At 63.3% G+C, this 24,586-nt stretch carries 21 protein-coding genes and 1 pseudogene; 11 read left to right on the top strand and 11 right to left on the bottom strand.

Annotated features, from left to right (window positions below; translation table 11 throughout):
* Positions 1–27: 27 nt before the first annotated feature.
* The 4 genes from guaA (at position 28) to ARC78_RS02265 (ending at position 4,021) form a co-directional block, all read left to right on the top strand.
* Entirely contained in the window at positions 28–1,593 is a 1,566-nt protein-coding gene (guaA, locus tag ARC78_RS02280) for a glutamine-hydrolyzing GMP synthase (protein WP_054659059.1), read from the top strand.
* 301 nt (positions 1,594–1,894) lie between these two features.
* Positions 1,895–3,154: a tyrosine-type recombinase/integrase gene (locus ARC78_RS02275; protein WP_016448863.1), complete on the top strand. Its 1,260-nt coding sequence runs from the start codon at positions 1,895–1,897 to the stop codon at positions 3,152–3,154.
* Positions 3,155–3,216: 62 nt separating this feature from the next.
* A complete protein-coding gene (locus ARC78_RS02270) occupies positions 3,217–3,492 on the top strand; it encodes a hypothetical protein (protein WP_016448862.1) in 276 nt (91 codons plus the stop codon).
* A gap of 4 nt (positions 3,493–3,496) precedes the next feature.
* On the top strand, positions 3,497–4,021 hold the full coding sequence (locus ARC78_RS02265; protein ID WP_016448861.1) for a helix-turn-helix transcriptional regulator: 525 nt from the start codon (positions 3,497–3,499) through the stop codon (positions 4,019–4,021).
* Positions 4,022–4,037: 16 nt separating this feature from the next.
* Here ARC78_RS02265 and ARC78_RS02260 read toward each other — a convergent pair whose 3' ends face one another.
* From ARC78_RS02260 to ARC78_RS16905, 9 genes are all read right to left on the bottom strand, one after another.
* Positions 4,038–4,385, bottom strand: a complete 348-nt coding sequence (locus ARC78_RS02260) for a helix-turn-helix transcriptional regulator (RefSeq protein ID WP_241772631.1) — start codon at positions 4,383–4,385, stop codon at positions 4,038–4,040.
* A gap of 113 nt (positions 4,386–4,498) precedes the next feature.
* On the bottom strand, positions 4,499–5,767 hold the full coding sequence (locus tag ARC78_RS02255) for a hypothetical protein (RefSeq protein WP_016448859.1): 1,269 nt from the start codon (positions 5,765–5,767) through the stop codon (positions 4,499–4,501).
* Positions 5,768–5,838: 71 nt separating this feature from the next.
* Entirely contained in the window at positions 5,839–6,588 is a 750-nt protein-coding gene (gene qatD / locus ARC78_RS02250; protein ID WP_016448858.1) for a Qat anti-phage system TatD family nuclease QatD, read from the bottom strand.
* 13 nt (positions 6,589–6,601) lie between these two features.
* The gene (gene qatC, locus ARC78_RS02245) at positions 6,602–7,969 is read right to left on the bottom strand and encodes a Qat anti-phage system QueC-like protein QatC (RefSeq protein WP_016448857.1); all 1,368 of its coding nucleotides are present in this window, start codon (positions 7,967–7,969) and stop codon (positions 6,602–6,604) included.
* The gene (qatB, locus tag ARC78_RS17095) at positions 7,966–8,850 is read right to left on the bottom strand and encodes a Qat anti-phage system associated protein QatB (protein WP_034399569.1); all 885 of its coding nucleotides are present in this window, start codon (positions 8,848–8,850) and stop codon (positions 7,966–7,968) included. Before qatB ends, qatC begins: the two co-directional genes overlap by 4 nt.
* Complete coding sequence (gene qatA, locus ARC78_RS02235) at positions 8,850–10,784, bottom strand: Qat anti-phage system ATPase QatA (protein WP_057505645.1); 1,935 nt, start codon at positions 10,782–10,784, stop codon at positions 8,850–8,852. The genes qatB and qatA overlap by 1 nt, the downstream gene beginning before the upstream one ends.
* A complete protein-coding gene (locus ARC78_RS02230; RefSeq protein ID WP_054657731.1) occupies positions 10,781–13,819 on the bottom strand; it encodes a DEAD/DEAH box helicase in 3,039 nt (1,012 codons plus the stop codon). Before ARC78_RS02230 ends, qatA begins: the two co-directional genes overlap by 4 nt.
* A 9-nt stretch (positions 13,820–13,828) precedes the next feature.
* Positions 13,829–14,725, bottom strand: coding sequence for a hypothetical protein (locus tag ARC78_RS02225; protein WP_016448853.1), 897 nt, complete (start codon positions 14,723–14,725; stop codon positions 13,829–13,831).
* Positions 14,725–15,819, bottom strand: a complete 1,095-nt coding sequence (locus ARC78_RS16905) for a hypothetical protein (protein ID WP_016448852.1) — start codon at positions 15,817–15,819, stop codon at positions 14,725–14,727. Before ARC78_RS16905 ends, ARC78_RS02225 begins: the two co-directional genes overlap by 1 nt.
* Positions 15,820–16,257: 438 nt before the next feature.
* On the opposite strand from ARC78_RS16905, the gene radC reads away from it, so the two are divergent.
* Together radC and ARC78_RS02210 are read left to right on the top strand one after the other, a co-directional pair.
* Positions 16,258–16,767: a RadC family protein gene (gene radC / locus ARC78_RS02215; RefSeq protein WP_016448851.1), complete on the top strand. Its 510-nt coding sequence runs from the start codon at positions 16,258–16,260 to the stop codon at positions 16,765–16,767.
* A 280-nt stretch (positions 16,768–17,047) separates the two neighbouring features.
* Positions 17,048–17,397 (top strand): annotated as a pseudogene (locus tag ARC78_RS02210) (DUF2958 domain-containing protein).
* A gap of 46 nt (positions 17,398–17,443) precedes the next feature.
* Here the strand turns inward: ARC78_RS02210 and map are convergent.
* Together map and ARC78_RS02200 are read right to left on the bottom strand one after the other, a co-directional pair.
* Positions 17,444–18,211 (bottom strand): type I methionyl aminopeptidase, encoded by a 768-nt coding sequence (gene map, locus ARC78_RS02205; protein ID WP_054657729.1) that lies wholly within the window; start codon positions 18,209–18,211, stop codon positions 17,444–17,446.
* Positions 18,208–18,420 carry a ParD-like family protein gene (locus ARC78_RS02200; RefSeq protein ID WP_016448848.1) on the bottom strand — a complete coding sequence of 71 codons (213 nt, stop codon included), beginning with the start codon at positions 18,418–18,420 and terminating at the stop codon, positions 18,208–18,210. Before ARC78_RS02200 ends, map begins: the two co-directional genes overlap by 4 nt.
* Positions 18,421–19,026: 606 nt before the next feature.
* Here ARC78_RS02200 and ARC78_RS02195 point away from each other — a divergent pair.
* The 5 genes from ARC78_RS02195 (at position 19,027) to ARC78_RS02175 (ending at position 24,434) form a co-directional block, all read left to right on the top strand.
* The gene (locus ARC78_RS02195; RefSeq protein ID WP_016448847.1) at positions 19,027–19,851 is read left to right on the top strand and encodes a DUF932 domain-containing protein; all 825 of its coding nucleotides are present in this window, start codon (positions 19,027–19,029) and stop codon (positions 19,849–19,851) included.
* 78 nt (positions 19,852–19,929) lie between these two features.
* Positions 19,930–21,978: a ParB/RepB/Spo0J family partition protein gene (locus ARC78_RS02190; RefSeq protein WP_057505644.1), complete on the top strand. Its 2,049-nt coding sequence runs from the start codon at positions 19,930–19,932 to the stop codon at positions 21,976–21,978.
* 61 nt (positions 21,979–22,039) lie between these two features.
* Positions 22,040–22,249 (top strand): hypothetical protein, encoded by a 210-nt coding sequence (locus ARC78_RS02185; protein WP_016448845.1) that lies wholly within the window; start codon positions 22,040–22,042, stop codon positions 22,247–22,249.
* A 318-nt stretch (positions 22,250–22,567) separates the two neighbouring features.
* Positions 22,568–23,317, top strand: a complete 750-nt coding sequence (locus ARC78_RS02180; protein WP_054660124.1) for a hypothetical protein — start codon at positions 22,568–22,570, stop codon at positions 23,315–23,317.
* Between the two features lie 802 nt (positions 23,318–24,119).
* The gene (locus tag ARC78_RS02175; RefSeq protein WP_003107092.1) at positions 24,120–24,434 is read left to right on the top strand and encodes a DUF736 domain-containing protein; all 315 of its coding nucleotides are present in this window, start codon (positions 24,120–24,122) and stop codon (positions 24,432–24,434) included.
* The last annotated feature ends 152 nt before the right edge of the window (positions 24,435–24,586 follow it).

Raw genomic sequence — 24,586 nt, 5'->3', positions numbered from 1 at the left:
TTTCCGAATTGCACCTGCATTGGCGACATGACCAACATCCATAACGACAAGATCCTCATCCTCGATTTCGGCGCCCAGTACACGCAGCTGATCGCCCGCCGTATCCGCGAGTTCGGCGTGTATTGCGAAATCTGGGCATGGGACCACGATCCGGCCGAGATCGCTGCCTTTGGTGCCAAGGGCATCATCCTGTCTGGCGGCCCGGAAACCACCACGCTGCCCGGCGCGCCGGCTGCGCCGCAGGAAGTGTTCGACAGCGGCCTGCCGCTGCTGGGCATCTGCTACGGCCTGCAGACCATGGCCAAGCAGTTGGGCGGTGGCACCGAAGCCGCCGACCAGCGCGAGTTCGGCCATGCCGAGGTGAAGCTGCTGGGCAATGACGCACTGCTGGGCGGCCTGTCCGACCACGGCGGCGAGCCGCGCCTGGATGTGTGGATGAGCCATGGCGACCACGTCACCCACGTGCCGCCAGGCTTCGCCGTCACCGCCGTGACCGACCGAATCCCGGTGGCCGCGATGGCCAATGAGGAAAAGCGCTGGTACGGCGTGCAGTTCCACCCGGAAGTGACCCACACCAAGCAGGGCTCGGCGCTGCTCAAGCGCTTCGTCACCGAGATCTGCGGCTGCGCCACACTGTGGACCGCGGCCAACATCATCGACGACCAGATCGCCCGCGTGCGCGAGCAGGTTGGCTGCGATGAGGTGATCCTGGGCCTGTCCGGCGGCGTCGATTCCTCGGTGGTTGCCGCACTGCTGCACAAGGCCATCGGTACCCAGCTGACCTGCGTGTTCGTTGATACCGGCCTGCTGCGCTTCCAGGAAGGCGACCAGGTCATGCAGATGATGGCCGAGAACATGGGCGTCAAGGTCGTGCGCGTGAACGCGGCCGACCGATATTTCAAGGCACTGGAAGGTGTCAGCGATCCGGAAGCCAAGCGCAAGATCATCGGCAACCTGTTCGTCGAGATCTTCGACGAAGAATCGAACAAGCTCAGCAATGCCAAGTGGCTGGCGCAGGGCACGATCTATCCGGACGTGATCGAGTCGGCCGGCAGCAAGACCGGCAAGGCACACGTCATCAAGAGCCACCACAACGTGGGAGGCTTGCCGGAAGACATGAAGCTCAAGCTGGTCGAGCCGCTGCGCGAGCTGTTCAAGGATGAAGTGCGTCGCCTCGGCGTCGAGCTCGGCCTGCCGCGTGCAATGGTCTATCGCCATCCGTTCCCGGGCCCGGGCTTGGGCGTGCGCATCCTCGGTGAAGTGAAGCGCGAGTACGCCGAACTGCTGGGCAAGGCCGATGCGATCTTCATCGAAGAACTGCGTGCCGCCGATCTGTACGACAAGACCAGCCAGGCCTTCGCCGTGTTCCTGCCGGTCAAGTCGGTGGGCGTGGTCGGCGATGCGCGCGCCTACGAGTGGGTGATCGCACTGCGTGCGGTGGAGACCATCGACTTCATGACCGCGCATTGGGCGCACCTGCCATACGATTTTCTCGGCCGCGTGTCCAACCGCATCATCAACGAGCTGCGTGGCGTCTCGCGCGTGGTCTACGACATCTCCGGCAAGCCGCCGGCGACGATCGAGTGGGAGTGAAATCAGGTCCTTCGGAGACTATCGCCAGCTATCGAAATTCTGTCATAACGTGTTGATTTAGAAGGAAATGCGTCACGACAGCTATCGGTGACTATCGCCGGCCAGCAAAACAGGTTGGCGGTAGAACTGACGGTACGAACCGGGGGCTGGATTAAGACCCTCCCGTTTACTATCCAGACTAAACCGGTCTTTGACGGTAAAAGTCTCCTCGGGAAAGCTTGTTTCATGCGGCTTTCCGAGCATCAGCAGGTCTCCTGGCCCCTGACGGTAAAAGCCGTCACGAACAGGAGGAAAAACCTCGATGCTTACCGACACCGCACTGCGCAACCTCAAGCCTAAGCCCAAGACTTATAAGGCTTTTGACCGCGATGGCATGTACGTGACGGTATCGCCCGTCGGTACCGTCACCTTCCGCTACGATTACCGTCTCAACGGTCGCCGTGAGACGCTGACCATCGGCCGCTACGGGCCGGCAGGCATCTCGCTGGCCCTGGCCCGCGAAAAGCTGATCGACGCCAAGAAGGCCGTCGCCCAGGGTAAATCCCCCGCGCTGGAGAAGCAGCGCGAGAAGCGCCGACTGACCGCCGCCAAGACCTTTGGCGACATGACCGAAAAGTGGCTGGCGGGCGCCCGGATGGCCGACAGCACGAAGGCGATGCGCAAGAGCATCATCGATCGGGACATCCTGCCGGCGTTCCAGAACCGGCAGCTCAACGAAATCGCGGCCGATGACCTGCGCGCCCTCTGCAACAAGGTGAAGGCGCGCGGCGCGCCTGCCACCGCGGTCCACATCCGCGACATCGTGAAGCAGGTCTACGCCTTCGCCATCCTGCACGGCGAGAAGGTGGACAACCCGGCCGACGACGTGGGCGCGGCGTCGATCGCGACCTTCGTGCCGAAGGATCGTGCCTTGTCACCGCTGGAAATCCGGTTGATGTCGCGGCAGATGGAGTCGGTGGCCACCTATCCGACCATCCGGCTGGCGTTGCGGATGATCGTCCTGACGCTGGTGCGCAAAAGCGAGCTGATCGAGGCCACGTGGGACGAGGTCGATTTTGAGAGCGCCACCTGGACGATCCCGAAACAGCGCATGAAAGGGCGCAATCCGCACGTGGTCTATCTGTCGCGCCAGGCGCTCGACATCTTCGTGGCGCTGCATACCTGCGCAGCCGGCTCGAAATTCGTGCTGCCGTCGCGCTACGACTCCGACCGCTGCATGTCCCATGCGACCTTGAACCGGGTCACGCAGATCGTGGCAGAGCGGGCCAAGGCCGCCGGCCTGCCGCTGGAACCGTTCACCGTGCACGATCTGCGTCGCACCGGCTCGACGCTGCTGAACGAGGTGGGCTTCAACCGCGACTGGATCGAGAAGTGCCTAGCGCATGAGGAAAGCGGGCGCTCCTCGCGCTCGGTCTACAACAAGGCCGAGTACGCCGAGCAGCGGCGTCACATGCTGCAGGAGTGGGCCAACATGGTTGATGCCTGGATCGACGGGCAGACCTACGTGCCGAGGCTGATGCCGGAGCATGTGGTCGTGCCGGTGTTGAGCGCGACGGTCTGAAATGGCGGCCTAGGTTGTCACTTGACAACCTAGGCCGGTCACCCCGATACTGGAGATCACTGATGGCCCGTCCCTCTCATCCGAAGAAGGAGGTCGAGGAAGCTCTCAGGCACGCCGAAGGGCAGGGTTGGCGCGTCGAAGTCGGTGGCAGCCACGCCTGGGGGCGGATTTATTGCCCATACAACGATGAGGAGTGTCGCTGCGGCGAGTTCTGCATCACCAGCGTATGGAGCACGCCGAAGAACCCTGGCAACCACGCACGCGCTCTGCGGCGTGTCGTGGACAACTGCACCACGCATCGCAAGCAGCGCGAGGCTGAAGGCGGTGCCGAGGAGTAGCACGATGGAATACACCTTCACCCTGAAGTACCAGCTCACCGAAGACGACAGCGACCCGGATGGCCTGGTCGAGCGTCTGGGCGAGGCCGGCTGCGACGATGCCCTGGTCGGTATCGGCCAGCCGGGGCGGCTGGCGTTGGAGTTCACCCGAGAGGCGGACAGCGCGGACGCGGCCGTGCGCAGCGCGTTGGCCGACGTGCGCAGCGCCGTACCGTCGGCCAGGTTGATCGAGGTGGCGCCGGATCTCGTCGGGTTGACCGATGTGGCCGAGATCGTCGGCGTGTCGCGGCAGAACATGCGCAAGCTGATGCTGGCCCATCCGGGCAGCTTCCCGGCGCCGGTGCATGAAGGCAGTGCGTCGATCTGGCACCTGGCGGACGTGCTGGCCTGGTTGCAGGCCAAGGGCAGCTATTCGCTGACCAGGGACGTTCAGGAGGTGGCGCGGGTGGCCTTGCAGGTCAATGTGGCGAAAGAAGGCCGCCGGGTGTCACACTCGGCGTCCAAGGAGCTGGAAGCCTTGGTGGGATAACCGCCGTAGCTCCGCTTCATTCCTCTCTCGAACCCGCCCGAACAGGGCGGATTTTCCGTAGATGGACATCGGGCTTCGAGACGCCGCTGCGAGGAGCTTGCTTGCGCTGCTCGACCCACGCTTCCACTTCGGCCAAGTCCCACACGACGCAGCGCGGTGTCAGGTTGAAGCGGCGCGGGAACTCACCGCGGCGCTCCATTTCGTAGATCGTCGTTTCGGCCAGAGGGACGATCTGCCGCAGTTCTTGGCGGCGAATGGTGCGCCGGAAGGGAAGGGGGCTTTGCTTCGGGAACTGCGGCAGCGCCTCGTAGGCTTCCGTTCCCGGCAAGGGGAGCGCGTTGGATGTTTGCGATAGCTGTTCCACCTCGGACTCCATGAGTGCGCTGCATGGAGACATGGTGAAGTTCAGTGCCTATCGGGACAACTTGCTGCGGCGTAGAACAGCGAACTCAAGCGCTCTTGCGGTGTCTTTCGATTTCACTCGACGGCTACTGCAGCTCTTGTTCGAGCCAATGGCTCTTCTTCGGCGACGAGCTGCTTCATTGCGTTCAATTCAACGGTCTGCGCCGCCCTGCGGCGAGCCTCGACCCTTTCAGGTGCCATCTCCAACTGAAATGCGGTCTGCATGCACTCTCCCAGCACGCGCTGGAACTCTAGTTCATCGGTCCGTGCGAAAAGCACGCGTCGATGCGCGTCGTCGATCAGCATCAACCTCACAGGATTTAAGCTAAGGAGATGGCGCCAGCGGCGATCCATTGACACGAAATAGGGGATGAAGAAGGAGCCGGCCTGGCTAGCTGTGGCGATTTGCTCCATAACGCGGAGCAATGTCATGTCCCAGGCCATGCCGCGAATCTTCTGCAACATCTCAGGGGAACTGCCCATGATGGGGCCGAAGAATGGCGATCCCTGGCTAGAGGTCATGCTACTCCAGATCAGCCGCAATTCGGTAAGCGGGATCGACCCTAGTTTATGGATGCTGAAACGGAGCAATTCACGCAGGATGCGATTCTTGTCCCGTTTGCGTTCCTCATGCCAAAGTCGAGCGAACCGCAGTAGCAGCGCCTGCGCTCCAGCGCTCTTTGCTTCGTGATGATCGATATGCTCACTGGCTTGAAACTCCGCCAGGAAGGCTTCGGCATCGGGCCGGAGCAGGGCTTTCAGGTCCTCGTATGAAGCATCGAAAGCGAAGCGGCTGGGATCATCCTGAAAGGCATGCCAATTCAGGTGGTCGAGCATGCGGAAAGCGATCAGCGTATTCAGGGGGCGCTCGTTTGAGGGCTCGTTACGGGCCATGCGCGTGTTCTCGATGAGAAACGGCATCACATCGAACTGCACATGGCGGTTTCGAGCCTTCAGCATGAGAATTTCGATGACCCTATCGCGATCAGCCCGCTGAATGTTCTCGCCGGCGATGACTGCACGCAGCTTCTCTGCGAAATTCGAGTCGAAGCTGAGAGAGAAGTCGATCAGCACGTTCGACCTACCACCTGTGAGACGGGCATGGACGCTGGTTCCGGCCGACATGAAGAACGCACGCGGCCCTTCAAAAAACGAGGTCACGTAGTCGCTGGAGGACACGCTGAGCCCGAGGTCTAAGTCAACGGCACCCGAAGCATCGGTGCAGATGACAGTGCGAATGAATGCGCATTCGGCGGCGTGATTTGCCTCGATCGCATCGAGTGCATCCGCGTCACGACTGAGGAGAGCGGAGAACAGAGCGTCGGCAATGGGAATGTCGGGCATGGACCACTCTTCGGGTTGGAAATATATGCCGATAGCTTTGGGTTTTTCTCCTCGGAGTGTTCCACCTCCAGCTATACGAGAATCGCTCGTAGGTTGTCACGAATGAGACTGGCCACGTCGCTCGCAGGTAGCCTATGCAACCGCCCCAGTTCCTCGACGACGCTCGCTACATCGCTTGGCTGCGAAGGTCTATCGCCAGTGCGAGTGAAGGGGCCATCGGTTTCCGTCAGCATCCGATCTAGAGGGATAGCCTGCACCATCGGTGCGTGCCTCTCGTTGCCCAGCATTCCCGCATTGATCGAGAAGTAGCAGCCCAACTCCAACGCGCGATTCGCCTCGCTCTTTGTTCCCGTGAACCAGTGGAGAACGATTTTTCCGCGCTCGGGCGGTAGATGTGCCTCGACAAGATCGAGTACCGCCTTGGCCGATCTAATGCTGTGGACTGTGATAATTTTGTCACCGGCCTGCGCGCAGCGCTGCAACACGTGCTGGAACACTCGCTTCTGCGCATCGAGCGACTTGAAGTACCGGGGGCCGGCGTCCAACCCGACTTCGCCGATATAGCGTGTCTCCCCAAGGTATTGATCCCATAGCTCGATCTCGCTTTCACGTTCCGCGACCAATTGCGGATGCAGCCCTAGTGCCGCGCGAACATGCTTCGTGCGCTGCGCTAGTTCGTGATTGCGAGGCCAGGCGCGAGGTGTCGTCGTCACCGTCAGAGTGAACACGCCGGATGCCTCCGCGTCTTGGACCGCCGCGGCATGGTTCGGGTAGAGGTCAAGATGGCAGTGGAAGTCCACGAGCCCCGCAGTGGCGATCACGCGCGCATCCTCGTCAACTCGGTCTCGCCTCGGCACCGTCGATGAGCCGTGCGACTTCGCCGAGGCCACGCCGGTAAACATCGGCAAGCTGATCTAGGTGCGCGGCTTCATCCGCAAGCGAGCCAGGCTTGTGGATTAAGAGGTTCGCGAGCTGCGGCTTGCCTCTCAAGCGCTCGATCGCGTACTGAAACGACCTGACCTGTACTCCGGTCGCTTGGCGCGTGTCCAAGGGCTGCGCATGAAGATCGGGAACGGTGTACGTTGTCGGGTCGTATCCAGTACCCCATGCCGCCATCAACGCCGCGCGGCGGATCAGACATGGCAAGCAATAGCCACAGTGCTCAATGCCATGTCCGAGCCATCGTGCTTTGGCGGGGGATGAGCACGACAACGAATCCGTCACCAACTCTTTCAAGAGGGTTGAGTTGCGGCAAGCTGCGGCCATCTCGCCCTTCGTCTTGTCCCAGTACGGGTTTCGAACCTCTCCATCTATGTTGAGTGCGACAAGCAGGTCGTTCCACCTTGCCATGTAGTACGGGTGCGTGGTGCGGGTACTGTTTGACCCCAACCGCAGGGGGTCCAAAGGCACATTCAGCGCGATCAGCCCATTCTCGGGGACGCGCAGGACGAAACGGTGCCCAAGTCCAGTGCCCGCAAACACGCCGAGTGCGAAGAACAGGAACGACCTGCCACGCGTGCTGTCCTCGGAACCAACATCCGCCACCAGGCCCTTCTTGAAGGTCATGCCTACACGCAGCCGCTCAAAAGAGGACTTTGCGTAGTGCTTTCTCAAATCAGTGAACAGCTTGCCCTGCGCGTCGCTGATTGCACCTTCACCGAAGTGACTGACCAGGAGGGGAGTGGCGTCGTCTTCCAACAGGTCGATGGCTCCGATCAAGCTATCCAGTCCACCCGAGAACAGACTGACGGAATCGAAGGGAGGAGCGATCAAACTCGGGGGCGCCGCTTGGGCGATTGCCGCGAATCGATCTGGACGTGCCCTGAAGCCGATCGTCCAGCGATCGCCCGTCAAGAAGTCCAGAGACTTCTTGAGGATAGGCGCTGCTGCGCTCCAGCGAGCCGGGTCGCTGACCGGCACGACCAACCGTATCTCGCGCGTCCACGAATCTTGGGACTGTTCAGTGCGAGAGATGCGAGTATCGGCCGCATGGACATGGGCGGCCAGTACCATCAGGTCGATGCCGATTTCCGAAGGAAACACGCCGATCTTCTTCAGACTCGTGAGCGCGCCTCCGATACCGTGGTCTAAGGATTTCTCGCCAGCGACGAGTTGCAGGTAAGTCGTCTGTTCATCGACGCCCGCCGTCACATCAAAGCGGTCGTCTGGGCCAAAGCGGCCCGCCAGGAGTTGTCGCTTCATTGATTGGCCTCTGCGTCGCCGAGGGTCTGCAAGATTGCAAATGCGGACTCGTACACAGCGTCCACGAAGCCTTGAATCCGTTCTGGAGTGAGATTGGGTGTCTCCGCCCGTGCTCGCGTCAGTGCATCGCTCACTCCGCCTCGGATGAAGTCGCGCAACTGTTGCTCGACGCGATGCGCAGCCTGCGCATCGGTTGGCATGGTTACGGCTTTGGTTCCGATGTCGTTGCAGATGCGCGCCTCGATCGCATGGGTGGCATACAGCTCGAATACCGTCTGCATTTGATCGGGGGTAAACGTGGTCAGATCGGTGAGTCCTTCGCTCGCCAGTTCAACGATGGTTTCGATGTAAGCCTCGCGGGCAATGCCTTCATCAACCGTGCCCGCACCTGGGCAGACGTAGTCGGCCAGGCCCACGAAAATCTCAGTGATCGGGCGGCCTGCCAATGATTCCAGATCCAGGGCGCGCAAGGCCTCACGCACCCCCCGCGCTTGCGCATCGGCCAAGAAGCCAAGGAGCCGCGCGCCCGCTCCCCGAGATGCACCCATGCGTTGGGCAGCTTGGCGCGAGCCCCCGGCGGACGTTGAGACGTATCTGGAGACGGCTCGGCCCAGACTGGCTCGATCGCTGCCGCCGGAGCCGGCAAATCGAGTGAAGCTGTTGCGCGCGCCAGAGAAGCGTTGCGGGTCCGCTGTCTTGGGAATAGGCGGGCGATTCGGCGGCGCCGGTGGCGCGGTGCCGTCCGCAGGCGGCTGGCCGTCAGGGCCTGCACTATCGCCCGGAGGGGCGGCAGGGGCACCACCGCCACCTGCGTCGCCCAGCCATGACGGGACGAGTGGTGTCCCGCCGCCTGGGCCACCGTAAGCTGTCGAGGTTCCCATCAGCGCCCTCCCTTCATATCCTTGAGTGCCGCTTCGGCGCTGGCTTTGAGGCCGGGATTGCCGGTGACTTTGCTCCAGTCTCCGAGCAGCTTCGTCAGGCGAGTCGCGCATTCGGTGTCTTTGATGACGCCTTGCCAGCCGCTGACGACCCAAGGCCCGCACTTGCCACTTGGCAGTGCCTCCAGGAAGTCCATCAACCGGCTCTGGAGGCCGGGCTGCGCCCTCACAAGGACGGCGAGACCATTGACACCTGCCGGTCTGGTGTCGAAAGCGCCCGTGCCCATGATCTTGCTGCGCACAGCCTCGAACACCTTCTCGGCTTCGGGTTGCACGAGTTGCTTCAATTCGGCTTCGTAGCCTTGGACGGTCATCTTGCCGCCGAACAGCTTCTCGACCACGCCAGCCAAGTGACCCAACACCGACACCGGGCCGAAGTAATCCTTCTTGTCTTTTGTCACGAACAGGTAGGGGCGCAGATCGAGTCCAGACAGCTTCGGCGAGAGGCGCGACCAGTCGCGTACCGTCTCCGACGCCTTCCACTCAGTCAACACGGCGTTGTCGGATGCAGGGGCGGGCTCGGCGGCTTTCTGCCCCTTGGGCTCACCATCTTTATCGTTAGCTATCGCAAGGCTTTTCTCCAGTGCTTCAAGGTCTTCGCACAGGCCTTGCGGATGGATTGCCGCAACGAACGCAATTTGCTCGAACAACCTTGGGATGAAGCGTTCCGCGAGCATCAACTTCGCGAGCACGGGTAGTTTGATGTCGTCGCCAAAACCGCGCGCGTTCGCGGTGCGCTCGCGCAACAACAGCGTGTTGAGGAAGCGCTTGATCTGGCGCGGGTTGCCCTTGGTTCCGCTCGCCAGGATGGGGCCGATCTGGTCGCTGAGTGCAAGTGCATTGTTCGCCTTCTCGGCCTGCTTGCCGAGCGCTGTCTTGACCGTCGCGGCATCCAGACCACCGCTGGTCCAAGGCCGTTTCAGATTCTCCCGTGCCACGGCGATCAGCTTTTCATAGTCCGCGTTGTTCTCGCCGACCTCGGCGCCAGCCAGCAACAACGTCACGTAGATTCGCGTCTCGGTCTCTCCCAAGGCCGGAATGCGGAACGGAACCTGGATGAGCTTTTCGAGGTAGTTGCGGGCGTAGTCTCTCGGTCCGGTGCTGTCGGGTAGATCGGGAAAGTGCTTGCGCACCGCGTATTCGATCATCGCCTCGTCGGCTGCGACGACGAATGCCGTCTGTGCAGTGAACACGAACAGCCGGATCGCTTCGAGGGTTTCAATGGCTGTGTCGGGCAGGCAGCGATCGAGGTCGTCAATCAGGACAACGAGCTGTTTGATACCTGCATCTTTCAAAAGCTGGTCGAACGCCTTTCGGAAAGCCTCCACTTCCTCCGGCACATTCTTGGACTCACCCGGCTTCAACACGGCCTTCACCTCGTCGATGGCTGTCGAGAGGTTTTCTTTAGTGACGAGCTTGGAAGGGTCTGCCATCAACGCTTCGAGCGAGCCGACGATGGCTCCGATTTGTTCGGGCGTCGGAATGCCTGTAAATGCGGTTAGCGCCAAGCCACCGGCCCGCTTGGCGACCTTCAGCCAATCGATGCGACGGAAGACATCCTTGACGGCTACTGCCGCCTTCTTTAGGGCTGGACGTTTCTCGACCAAGCCCGTAACGATCCCCTCGATCAAGGCGATCTTCGCATCCTCGAAGCCCTGGAAGCGCCATCCATTGAACTTGAGGCACAGGACATCGTCCTGGTCAGCGAAGCCGGCCTCGATCATCTCGAGCACGCTGGACTTACCCGCACCCCAGTCGCCGTGCACGCCGATCGTCACTGGATGGTCGGGCTTAGCACGAAGCAGCTCGATGATCGTGCTGGCAATCGCCTCGTTGTTCAGCAGATCGACTTTGGTTTCGTTATCGGTCAGAATCACTCGTCTCCTCCCTGTTCATCCAGCATCGCCAGCACGTTACTCTGAGAGCGCAATAGTGCGGCCGTGCCTGCTCCGACGCAGCGGCGCAGCCGATCATCGTCCAGGTTCTCCAGGCCGTCCGCGTTGTGGACACCGATGGACAACAGTGCCAGGCATTGGCCCCGCGTCAGCCGCACCGAGACTCTCGTGAGGAGCAGGGCGGTGGAGGGCAACCCGAATTCGAGCCGCTGAAGAATCTCGTCCAAGCTCTTGAGGAAATCGGGCTGATCGGGGAAGAGTGCCGCGAGAATCTGATGCGCGGAGCGCAAGTGAAAGCGCGTCGCATCGGCGATGCCGATGATGTTGCCGTATCCGATGGCACCGCCAAATGGGGTCGTGGAGTAGTGCTTCTCCAGTACGTCAACGGGCGTTCCCTCAATCCAGTCATACAGCAGCGCAGCTCGCTTGCAGCGAGCCCAGAACTCGATCTGGTCGCGGCAATACCGTTGCAGCATTTGAGGCATTTGATGCCCGAAGCGCTGCGCTACCTCGCCAGCGCGCACACTCTCTGACTGGCCTTTCTTCATGACCGGCGTGTAGATGGCGTCCAGTTCATCCAACACCTGCACCATTGCCAAGATGTGACTGGGCGGCGTCTGCGCCACATTCAGGCGTCCCATCAACTCGACTAGGCGCAAGCTCGACTCGAATGACAAGGACGAAGAACCGCAGGCACGGCCAAGCAGCGTCAAGTGAATGAGATTGCCTTCGCGCTCGGCTAGTCCCGCCTGCAGGAGGCGATCGACCAGCGTGGTCACGTCTCGCTCCACCATCGCGACCCATTGCGGATTCGCACGCGACGCCGAATATCCTCCGAACGTATTGACCAGCAACCCCGGGATCTCATCGGCGCGAACGCCGCGCACTTGACTAAGCAGGCGCAATGCCCATGTCGGCAGGTCGCGCTGCTGGAAGGAGGACTTCACGTCCTCGGGTACGCCGAGCACGTAGCGCTGAAAAAGCTGCGCACGTTCCATCGGCGTATTCGCCAAGATGATTGCCTTGCCAGTCTCGTTGAAGCCCAGCCGGCCGGCACGACCCGCCATGTTCTTGTACTCGGCCACGGTGAACTGTCGGCCATCTTCACCGACGAATTCGTTCTCGGCGAGCACGACCGTCGATGCCGGGGTGTTGATGCCGGCCGCCAAGGTCGTCGTGGCGACAAGTGCGTGAATACCACCCGTGGCGCTGCGATACCCCTTCTCGACCGCCTCGCGCTCTGCGCGCAGCAAGTTGGTGTTGTGAAAAGCGGTGCCGCCGGCTAGGCATTCCCGCAAGTCCTGTGAGGCGCCGGTCAGGTCCTGGGTCGGCAGAACGTCGAGGATGGCGGTAGCCGGTGGCAGACCCAGTTCCTTGGCAAGGTACTTCGCGCAACCTTGGGCCGGACCGCGCATGTTACGGAAGATCAACAGCTTCTCGCCCTGTCCCACCAGTTGTTGTGCCAGAGGCACGATCACGTCCTGGGAACTGGGCTTGTCCCGGCGTTGCACGATGCGGTGTGAAGGCAGCAAGGCCTCGGTCTTCGTGCTCCCATCGGTATCGATGTGCTGGAATGTACCGCGCCGGTCGAGCACGCCTTCGACCAGCGGCACAGGCCGCTCGCGCGACAGTAGGAGAGGAACGCCGAGCCAGCGGTCAAAGCTGTTCAGATTGCCGATGACCGCCGAGAGGATTACGAGCTGTGGCTCGATGCCTCGTTGGCGCGCCCGCAAGAGCAGCGAGAAGATCAGTTCAACCGTGATGCCGCGCTGCGGGTCGGTGATGAACTGCCCTTCGTCCAGCACGACGAGACCGAGTTGATTCAGAAGGCGAGGGGAGCCGAGTGCGAGGTTGAGGAAGGTTTCGTAGGTGAAGAATCCCAAGTCGTAGCGTCCGGCCAGGACGGGTCCGATGCCATCGGTAGCGTCTCCGCTGCAACGGGCCACACGCAAACCGGCGGCCGCATAACGCTCGGTGAACTCCTCGAACTTTTCGTTGACCAGTGCGCGGTAGGGTAATAGGAACGCCGCCTTCTTGCCGGAGGTGACGGCTTGAATCGCCGCCACTTCGCCGATCAATGTCTTGCCGGAGCTTGTGGGCGCGACGACCAAGAGAGAGTTGCCACCGAGCACGCCGAACTCGTTGACCGCCCTGAGTTGCAACGCGTTGAGGCCTTGCGGGAAATCCGCTGCCCACTTCTCGACAATCTCTGGAGGGAAGCCGTGGGCAGAAAACTCCGCGAACGGTCCCGACATCTGCTGCACGGCTCTTGCGGGGAAGGCCGCGGCGTAGTTGTCGCCGCGCTTGAGCGTCGGGAACGTCAGTCCACCCCGCACGCTGCCCAGGAACACGGGCGTTTGCGTGACGCTGATGCGCTCCGCTTCGACGCGCGCGAGCCGGATGATCTCTCCTGCGATCTCAGGAAAGCTGACTGATTCGCCTGCTGCGCCAGTCAAGGCCTCGATCACGGCGTGGGTGAGCAGCCCGTGCCCGGTGCCCGGTTGTTCCCATGCTGATTCGTTGGTTGCGCAGGCGGCTAGGAGGATGCGCCCCTCTCCGTAGATGCCGGTGAGCGCGAATGCATTGCGTGGACGCGCTGCTGTCTCCAGCACGCGCGCGGGCGCCTGGCCGCTGAAACAGCAATCGAGAATGCACAGGACCGCGCGGGCCTTCGTCGTCTTGAAGGTATCCGCCAAGCCAGCCATCGACAAGGCTGTTCCTGCGAGGTCGCTGGCGTCCGTGTCGAACAACACCAGATTGCCGTCTGGAGAACCATGCCCAGCGAACGCGATGACCACCACGTCATCCGCGCTCGCGGCGGCCAAGGTGCCGAGCATGGAATCCGAAACTTCCGCGTGTGTCGCGGCTTCGTCCACCAGTAGACGGGCACTCAGACCTTCGACCGTGTCGGTGAACAATGCCCACAACGCAGTGGCGTCACGGCGCGCTCCGCTCAATTCGGGTATGGAGCTATCGAGGTGCTTGTTGATGCCTACGAAGATTGCTTTGATCGCCATGTGCACCCCTTATTCGATCCGCGCAAGGAGTTGTTCGATTACGTCGCTGGCCTGCCGCTGCCGCAACGCCCGCGCTTCGCGCTGCTCAGATTCATCGCCTTCGCCCAGCTCGAATTTGGCAACCGACACCGGGCCATCCTTGCGATAGCCCTCGGTCTTATCGTCGCTCGTGAAACGGCTGCGCAGGATCGTCAGCGCAGCCTCGATGACGGCGCCATGTTTGCCACTTCGCTCGTTATGGAAGGCTTCGGCTACAGCGTCCATGCCTTCGGGTGCGTGCTCGATGCAATAAATCAGATCGTGCGCATCCTTGCGCTCGAAACGCTGGTCGAACGCGAAGGACTTCAAGCAGGTGAAGCTGACAAGGCTGGCATGCTTGATCTTCTCGGTAGCGACGCCGTTGCCACCCAGCAACTCGGCCTGGATTTCGGTGATCTGGTGCAGGTCGAAGACGATGGACGAATGCGGTATGTTCAAGGCTGAGATCGTGCCTTCGGTCGGCAGCGGTTGCACCTTGCCGCCGGCGATGTCCGGCGCGTCCGCGAGCAGTTCCAGCACCATCAGCGCGCCATGTTCGGTGCGGGTCTGCCAACGCCACGAGAGCTTCTTCCCCACGTCGTTTTCGGCGCGTTCGAAGCCCATCTTTTTGAGGTTGTCCTCCAGCGTGTGATACGCCTCGGTGTCGGCCAGGATCTGCAGGTCGATTACGATGTCAACGTCCAGCGTGCCTGCGTGCGCCGGCACCACAGGCGGTCGCGCGGCGACGAGATACCGCGGCGTGAGCCCGCCGACCAGGTAGACCGAATCCTTCCACGGCCCGAGACCGCGCAGCAGCGTTACAAGGACACGCTCGCAGTCCGCCGTGTATTGGTCGCTGTAGCCGTCGAACGTTGCAGGCTTGGCCATCAGAAGCCGATCCTTTCCTTGCGGAAGTGTCCGGCCATTTCCTTGGAGCGGCCTTCGCCGCGCAACAGGTCGAGATAGATTTGAATGGGGCTCGCCAGCCACAGGCCATCGACCTTCTCGCGAAACAGCAGTTCTCCCGGCGACTTGGCCTCGATGACGGCCAAGTTGGCGCCTTCGTTGACGACGCGCGCATCGAGGTCGCCGATCGAGGCATCGGCGCTCGCACCGATTAGCACCCGCATACGAACCTGGGAGACGCTGGAAAGGAATGGTGCATAGCGCTGCGCGGCGGCCTCGTGGCTGACTGCGTACTGGACGTCGTGCGCGTCGAAGACTTGGCCGATTTGCGCCATCAGCGTATCGGCCTTCGCGCCTGGCACGTAGTACCGGCGCAGGGTCGGCTGACGGATAGTTGCAAGTTCCTTGGCCCATGCGTCCAGCAAGGCTGCCGGCTCCCGTAGGTAGCGCTCCTTGCTCGGACCCTGCCCACGCGCTTCCAGCCAGTCAAAGCGTTCCAACTCGGTCAGCACTTGCGAGGCGGTGGCGGGCGACACCATGGCTTGCTGTGCCAACTCGGTGACGCCGAACCAGCTTTGATGCTGGACCAACAGGGCGTGAAGCACTTGGGCGCGCCGTCCGGTAAACAGCGTGCGCACCGACTTCGCCAGGGCCTTGGGTGGCGGTTTGTCGATATAGAGGTATGCACCTGGCGCAGGCAAGTACAGGCTACCGCCGCTGTCGTAGTAGCCGACGCGCTCACTTCGGAGTAGTTCCTTCGCGCCTGGGGAGATGGATTCGGCGACGAGGAACGACAAAGGCTTTTCCCCGTGCCCAGCAGGCCTCTCGTGGCTCGCCGCCCGAAGCTGCCAGATCACCTGGCGCACATCTCGGGGAAAGACGGCCTTCTTGGCTTCAAGCAGTAGGACGAAGGACTTGCCGGCGACGTGCAGATCGACCTGAGCATCGTACCCACGGTCATCGTGCGTGCCGACGGGTTCCCAATGGTCGAAGTCGGCCTCCACCTCCGGAAGCTCCCGCAGGGCGTCAAGGAAGCGCGCAATCAACTGTTGTTCGGTCAGGCTGGACTCAAACATGCGGGCAGTGGTGGCTCGTTTGCTGTTCAGTAAATATGGGTACCTTACCGAATATTCGGCCAAATGGCAATTTTTACTGCGCAGTGAAGAATGGCCTCCTGCCGGGGCTCGACTAAGCCCCTGTCGCGCGTTCTGGCGTTTCGCCGTCGGGTTCGCGGGCTGTCCCCACGCCTCGTGCCGAGTCGCGGCCATCCGGCTTTGATCCTTGGCGCCTCCGCCCTGGCGGGCCTGCGCGCTCCGCTTGCCAAGGGCCGGGGTGCGAGGGAGTGGGGCGGTCTTGCTGTTCCCTTCACCGTATCACGGCGTTCTCGCCGTCAAGGGCGGCGCGCGCTTGTGCGCGCTTGCGTCCTGGCGGCCGTCTGCGACCCCTGACTGCTTGCGCTGCGCCGTGCTGGCCACGGTTCCGGGCAATTCCGCCCGAGCAACCGGAGCGCGATCATGTCGCAACTGTCCTTTTCCTCGTTCGATGCCTCGCTGATGGTGCGCGATGCACAAGGCCGCTACCTGCTGGCGACGGCAGACCAGATTCTGGAGGCCGCGCGCCAGGCCATCGAGCACAAGATGCAGCGCGGTACCTCGTTCAGTTCGCCGGCGGCAGTCAAGGAGTACCTGCGCGCCAAGCTGGCTGGCTTCGAGCACGAAGTGTTCGCGGTGCTGTTCCTCGATACGCAGCATCGCCTGATCGAGTACGCGGAGATGTTCCGCGGCACCATCGACAGCGCATCGGTGTATCCGCGCGAGTTGGTCAAGGAGGCGCTGCGGCTCAATGCGGCGGCGGTCATCGTTTCGCACAACCACCCGAGCGGAAATCCCGAGCCGAGCGGCGCCGACAAGGTGTTGACCCAGCGACTCAAGGAGGCGCTGGCGTTGGTGGATGTCCGCACGCTGGATCACATCGTCGTGGCGGGCGGCAGCACCATGTCCTTCGCCGAACGCGGCCTGATCTGACCGAGGGGGCTTCGGCCCCCTTTTTGCTGCGCCTGGTGGCGCGACTCCGGCCCTCGCGGGCCTGCGCGTGCTGCGCACTTGTCAAAAACTGGGGTGCGCGGAGGTGTGAGGGAGGCGGTCTTGCTGTTCCCTTCATCGTGCCACGGCGTGCTCGCCGTCAAGGGCTGCGCGCCGATGGCGCTTGCGGCCTGGCGGCCGTCGTTGACCCCTGACTGCTTGCGCTGCGCCGTGCCCCGGAAGGGTCGGGCAATTCCGCCCGGCATCCTTTCAGGAGTTCACCATGAACAACGCACTCATCACTGACGAGCAGCGCATCGTGCTGCTGGCCAACGGCCGCGCATCCTTGGAGAACGCGGACTTCGATCCGGCGCCCGTGGTCAAGCTGTTCACGCCGGACGCCGGCGCGACCTGGCTGCTGACCGAGATTGATCCCGACGACCACGACCGCGCCTTCGGTCTTTGCGACCCGGGCCTGGGAGAGCCGGAAATCGGCTGGGTCAGCCTGGGCGAGCTGGCGACGGTGCGCGGCTGGCTGGGCCTGCGATCGAGCGTGACCTGTCGTTCCGCGCCGAGAAGCGGTTGAGCGCCTATGCGCGCGATGCGCGGCTGGCCGGGCGGATCGCTGTCTGACCTGGCCCTTGGAGCGCCGCAAGGCGCTCCTATCCACTAGCTTAGCTCAATGCGGCTTCTTCTCGCCAGAGCGCAAGGTCAAGACTCGCATACCGCTCGCGGTGACGGCCACAGTGTGCTCAAACTGAGCGGACAGTTGCCCGTCGCACGTGACGACCGTCCAGCCATCGTCTTCCGTCCGAACGGCCCGCCGGCCTTGATTCACCATAGGCTCTATGGTGAACACCATGCCTTCGCGCAATACCAAGCCGGTTCGTGGCTTGCCCCAGTGCAGCACCTGGGGCTCCTCGTGCATTTCACGGCCGATGCCGTGGCCGCAATACTCTCTGACCACCGAATATCCATTCCTGCGGGCGTGCCGCTCGATGGCATGCCCCACGTCACCGAGCGTGGCACCTGGGCGGACGGCTTGAATGCCTTTCCACATCGCCTCATAGGCCGTCTGCACGAGCCGCCTGGCCGGTAGCGCCACCTCGCCCACCAGATAGGTCTTGCTGGAATCGGCGATGTAGCCATTCTTCTCCAGCGTGATGTCGAAGTTCACGATGTCCCCATCTTGCAGGATGTCCGCAGCGGAAGGCACACCGTGGCAGACCACGTTGTTGCGGGAGGCGTTGAGCGCATAGGCGTAGCCGTACTGGCCTTTGCTGGCTGGACGTGCATTGAGTTCATGGACGATGAGGCCATCTACCAGATCGTTGATCTGCATGGTGGACATGCCGATCAGATCCAACCGATCGAGATGGCCGAACACCTGCGCCAACAACTGGCCCGAATCTGCCAGAAGCGCGATTTCTTCCGGTCGCTTGGTCATGCCGATCCCATCTTGACAGGTTGTGCCACAACGCCTGCGGCCCGCAGTTCACGAGCAACGATCTCGTTGAAGCTCTGCGTCGGATTCATTTCGCACAGTATGCCGATCTTGATCCAGAAGGCCGCCTGCGCGTTGATCGACCGACACGACACGGCGCTTGCTTTGCGCAGTTGATCGTGCAGATCGTCGTCGATGTTCACTATGCCCATGAGCTTTGGTTTATATGAAACATATATGAATCATATGTTCACCCTGCTGGTGGCGCAAGTGACCTTCTGACGCGATCTGAGGCCGATGGCCTAGAAGTCCGGGCGTCCCCGGCCAAGAAACATGGCCGGTCGCGCTGTCGTGCGCGTGGCGCATCGAGCCGCCTGCGGCGTCTCGCCCCTGACGGGCTTCCATCGTCCCCTCGCTCCGCTCGGCTGACGCCTCCGGCCCGGCTTCCAGCTTCGGGCCTGCGCGCTTCGCTTGCCGTGCGGTCGGCGTGTGGGATGGCCGTTGCCTTGTCCAGCCGTCTCCCCTGACCTCATCACCTTCACCGCGACTGTAGCCCGCGCCCGTGTGCCGTCAAGGCGCGCAGGGCCGTGTCCTCGCTGCGCTGCGGGCCGCACCAACCCTGCGCTTGCCTCCTTGACGGCACCCGTTCGCGCGCTCCTGACCGTCGCGGGCGATGAACTCAGGAAAGACGGTGGCAACAGGGCCAACCGGGTTCCTCGTGCCGACCGCACCGAACAGCCGAAAGGCTGGGCTTCCGAATCTAGGAATCCGGTGTGCGGTGAACAGCAACCCCTTTTTTCTTTGTCAGGAGAAATGCCATGCAACTCGCATCCCGCTTCGCTTCCCGTTCACCGGTGCTGCGTTCGGAACGTCCCTTGTCCGACGACCAAATCCGGGCCGTGGCCCCGTCCATCTTTGCGGAGGCACCGCACGAAAGCCGCTCCGAGCGGTACAGCTACATCCCCACCGCGACCGTACTGCAAGAACTGCGCGGGGAAGGCTTCGAGCCTTTCATGGTGACGCAAACCCGCGTGCGCCACGACGACCGTCGCGACTACACCAAGCACATGATCCGGCTGCGCCACGCCAGCCAGATCAACGGCCGCGAGGCCAACGAAATCATCCTGCTGAACTCCCATGACGGCACCAGCAGCTATCAGATGCTGGCCGGAATGTTTCGTTTCGTCTGCAGCAATGGCCTTGTCTGCGGCGACACCGTGGCGGACGTGCGCGTGCCCCACAAGGGCGACGTAGCCGGGCACGTCATCGAAGGCGCTTACGAAGTCCTGCACGGTTTCGACCGGGCGCAGGAATCCCGCGATGCCATGCGCGCCATCACGCTCGACGCCGGGGAATCGGAAGTGTTCGCCCGCGCTGCGCTGGCGTTGAAGTACGACGAGGACAGGCCCGCGCCCATCACGGAATCGCAAATCCTGATGCCGCGCCGCCATGACGACGACCGCCGCGACCTGTGGAGCGTGTTCAACCGCACGCAGGAGAACTTGACCAAAGGCGGCCTGTCCGCCCGCGCCGCGAATGGCCGCCGCCAGACCACCCGGCCCGTGCAGGGCATTGACCAAAGCGTGCGCCTGAACCGCGCCCTGTGGCTGCTGGCCGATGGCCTGCGCCAGTTGAAAGCCTGAATCCCCACGCGGCAGGGGCAGGCAGCAGCCCTTGCCGCTTTTCTCGCTGCTGCATCCCAACCGCTAGGAGAAATCACCATGAACGCCATACTCAAAACCGAAGCCGTCGCCATCGAAGCCGCCGCACCGCTGGAAGTGGCCGACCCGACCAAGAACCTGATCTTGGTTCCCCTCTCGCAGTTGCTGCCGCGCCGCTCCAAGCGCAACGTCCGCACGACCCCGCGCCAGTCCATCCCCGAACTGGCCGCGAGCATTGCCCGCATCGGCTTGCTGCAAAACCTGATCGTCATCCTCGCCGCCGATGGCGAGCAATACGAAGTCGTCGCAGGCGACCGCCGCCTGACCGCCTTGAAGCTGCTGGCAAAGAAGAAGCGCATCCCCGCCGACTACGAAGTGCCGTGCCTGCTGGTGCCCGATGCTTCGGCCCGTACCGTCAGCCTCGCGGAGAACGTGCAGCGCGAGAACATGCACCCCGCCGACCAGTTCGCGGCCTTCGCCGCGCTGGTCAAGGAAGGCCGACCCATCGAGGACATTGCCGCCGACTTCGGCGTGTCCCCGCTGGTGGTGCAGCGCCGCTTGAAGCTGGCGAACGTCTCGCCGCGCCTGATGGCCGACTACCGGGCCGGTGGCGTGACGCTGGAACAGTTGATGGCCTTGACCATCACCGACGACCACGCCGCGCAGGAAGCCGCGTTCTATGGTGCGCCGGAATGGCAGCGCAGCCCGTCCAAGCTGCGCGAGCGCCTGACCGAGCGCGAAATCGACGCCGCGCATGCGCTGGTGCGCTTCGTCGGGCTGGACACCTACCGGCAGGCAGGCGGCGGCATCCGCCGCGACCTGTTCGCCGAAGGCGATGCCGGAACCTACCTCACCGATACCGGAGTGCTGGAAGCGCTGGTGCGCGACAAGCTGGAAACGCTGGCAGAAGACGTGCGCGCCGAGGGCTGGGCATGGGTGGAGGCCGTGCCGCATCTTGCCTACGAGGAACGGCAGGCGTTCCAGAACGCCCCGCGCCATCGCCGCGAGCCGACGACCCGCGAGGCCCGCCGCATCGCGTCGCTGGAAACCCGCCTCGAAAAGATCGACGCCGAACTGGAAGATGCCTGCGACGCCGAGGACGAGGCCAAGGCCGAGAAGCTGGAACAGCGGCGCGATCAGGTGATCGGGGAACTGCAAGACGCGGAGGACGCCTTGCAAGGCTATGCGCCCGAGGTGCGCGACGTGGCCGGTGCCATCGTCACCATCGACCGCAACGGCGAGGCCGCCATTCATCGCGGCCTGCTGCGCGAGGCCGAGGCCAAGGCGCTGCGCACGCTCGACAAGCTGCGGCGCGGTTTCGGCGGCACCGAAGGCGAAGCCGCCAACGACGAGCGCGAGGACGACGACGCGCCCAAGGCCGCGAGCCTGTCCGACCGGCTGGCGCAGCGGTTGAGCGCCCACCGCACCGCCGCGCTGCAAATCGAAGTCGCACGGCATCCGCACGTCGCGCTGGCCGCGCTGGTGCATGGCATGGTGCAGACCGTCTTGCAGCCCGACGCCTACGGCGATGGCCTGCCGCTGGGCGTGCGCCTTACGGCGCAAGACCGGCTGGAAGGCATGACCCCGGACTGGCCGGAATCGCCCGCCGCCGTGGCGCTGCGCGAACTGCAACAGGTGGCCGGTGAAGCCTTGCCGGAGGACAGCGCCGAACTGTTCGCCGCGCTGCTGGTGAATTCGCAAGACGAACTGGTGCGCCTGCTGGCGGTTTGCGTGGCCGCGACGGTAGACGTGGTGACGCCTCGCGCCACGACGCACCAGCGCGGCGAGGAACTAGCGCAGGCCGTGGGCCTCGACATGGCCGCATGGTGGAAGCCGACCGCAGAAGGCTACTTCAAGCACGTTTCCAAGGCCGCGATTCTGGATGCCGTGGGCGAGTACGCGCCCGAGCAGGTCAACCGGCTGGCGAAGCTCAAGAAGGCCGACATTGCCAGCGAAGCGGAACGGCTGGCCGATGGCACGGGCTGGATGCCCGCCATCTTCAAGGCCGCAGACCCGCAGGAGGCCGCGCAGGAAGAAGGCCCGGAGCAGGACGCGCCGGAGGATGCCGAAGCAATGGCGGATGAACCCGCCGAGGCGCTGGCCGCTTGACCCGCACCGAAGGCAAGCGCCCCGGCCTCGACCGGGGCGCTTCGCTGGAAGGAGAAGCCACATGACCCGCACCACAAACAGCCGCCCGCGCATGGCGGCGACCTATGCCCCCGGCACGGTACGCGCTCGCCGCTGGCATGGTGAAGGCGACGTGCGCGGCTATCGCCCGCCCTCGGGCTGGATGGCCTGCGCCGACCTCACCGACATTCATCCCATCACGGGCCGCGCCTTGCCGCGTGCCGTGTGGTGGCTCATCGAGACGAAGGAATAGCAGCGGCAGCCCCCGGCACATTGAGCCGGGGGCTGTTCCAAAATCCGGGCGCGGCGGTGGCCGCGCCCGGTTCCAACGTCCAAAACAAAATCGCCCCGTCGCCGCCTTCAGCCAGGCGGGGACAGGGCGGCGCGGGATTCCTCCCGCGCACTTGCTTCACGGCAGTCGGTCGCTATGATGAGCGTACAGCCGCGTCTAGCTGAACCTGCTGCCGGGTTAAACGACGTTCTATACCGCTTCATTCGTTACGTTGACCGTGCCCATTCCTTCGGTCGATGCGTAATCGGCAGACATCGGCCATGTACAGAGGAATTTGGCATGTCTGCATCTACCTATTTTGTTTCCGAGGCCGCCGTCCGCAATCTCAAACAGCGGGCGGAGCGCCGCGTGAGCGGCGTCCGTTCCGCGCATATGAGCGAGGTCGTAGCCGCCGCGCTCGGGTTCAGAACCCATGCGGCGCTGCGCGCCGCACTCGGCGGTCGCGCCACTGCCGAGGCTAGCAAACCGAGCAATGCACGCGCGATCCAGCGGTTGCGGCAGTTGGGCTACAACGCACCAGATGACCTGCATTTGCTACCAGAGCTGGACCGTTCCTACTCGCCGTTCAAGACCTATCCGCTGCGCAAGCAGCGCGGCGTGCGCTGGAACGCATGGCGCAACCTGATGGTCGCGGCGATCAACGCCGGCTTGGAACAGCGCCTGTTCGGGTTGTCCCCGGGCGAGGACTGGTGGGCCGGCGCCGACCCGACGAACGGAGGCGGCGTGCGCGGGTTGTACCGCTTCACCTTCGACGGCCTGCCGGCAACTGCGGCTGTCGCCGCGATTAGCGGCGACGAGTTGGCGATCCACGTACTGCTTGACCCGCGCAATGAGCAGGTCGAAGCCGACTTCAACGACGGCCTGGATGACGGCGCGGCGTGCGCGCACGGCTGGCTGGAACGTCGGCTCGGCGCTTGGATACAGGATGGCGGAGAGGAATTCTCGTGCAAGCGTGCTGTGCAGGCGCGAGTGGCCGCGGTGGTGATTGAGCCGCACGGTTACGCCGACCAAGGCAGCTTCATCCTGTAGAGCGTTCGAGCCAGTTCGTGAGGCGAGAACAGGGCGTGGCGGCACTTATGCGCCGCCGGGCTTTCGGGCTGCGTCCCGTGCCGTCTTTGCCGTCACGGCCATTCGGCTTCAATCCCTCACGCCTGCGCGCCTGCGGCGCTGCGCTTGCCTCCAGGGGAAAGCCTTGCAGGCTATCCCCGCCGCGCGATGCTTGGTGCATCTTCGATGCGGCCGAACCGGCTGCGCTGGATCGGCCTGGCCAGCGCCCCGCCGCGATGGTCGCAACGCTGGCAAACACGCTGGCGCTTGCTGCGGCAGGTTGTGCGGATGCGTGCCGTCCTCAACGCTGGCGGTTCCTGCCCATCACGTCACGAAGGACGGTTCACGGACAACCCGCCCGGCATCGCTATGGAGCTTCCACGCCACGCCTCAAGACCTGCGCCGCAAGGTGCGGCAAGGGCGTTCTCGCTTGTCGTTGGGTGGTTGACCTGGCCCGCGTCAGGGGGCGTGCCGGAGATGCCTTCGGGCGGGGGGGGGCGAGCCGGCCCTATCTCCTTTCGGAGCGGTTCGGCCCAAGGCGTCCTTGTCTCGTTGTGAATCCTGGCGGGGGCGCGGCTGCGCCTCGGGCTTCATGGCTGCAACCGTCCGGCGAAAACAATTTCCCCGCCGCTGCGCGGCTTCCTCGCGCAGCAAATTCTTTTCACCTTCCGGTTCTCCACTGCGTTTCGACCGCAAGCGGTGCAGCCAGCCCGTCCCCCGCCGGCCGGATCACAACAAGGACGCGATGGGCGCGAACCTTGTTCAACCGAAAGGAGAAATCATCATGGCCAACATCGGCACCTTCACCACCGACAAAGACGGCTTCACCGGCACGCTGCGCACCCTGACGCTCAACGTCAAGGTCAAGCTGGTTCCCAACGACAAGGGCAGCAGCGAGAACGCCCCCGACTTCCGCCTCCAGGCCGCAGGCCACGACATCGGCGCGGCATGGAACAAGACCAGCGAGGCCGGGCGGGAATACAAGTCCGTGACCCTCGACGATCCTTCGTTCCCGGCTCCGGTCTATGCCCGCCTGATCGAAGGCGAGGACGGCACGCACGACCTGATCTGGTCGCGCAGCAAGCCCCAGGCGGCGTGACCGCCGCAGCGCCCCGCCCATCGCGGCGGGGCGCTGTGCTGTTGGTACAGCACCTATCCAGTCAGCACCTATGAGAAGCAGGCTCGTTCCGAAGGTAATCCCCCCATTAACCAGAGTTCTGAGAAGTAGAGCTATGCGGCCATGGCCAACCG

It is taken from the genome of Stenotrophomonas pictorum JCM 9942 (assembly GCF_001431585.1).
GTDB lineage: Bacteria > Pseudomonadota > Gammaproteobacteria > Xanthomonadales > Xanthomonadaceae > Stenotrophomonas > Stenotrophomonas pictorum.
Note: the sequence above shows the minus strand (reverse complement) of the source record. Positions and strands in the feature narration are given on the sequence as shown.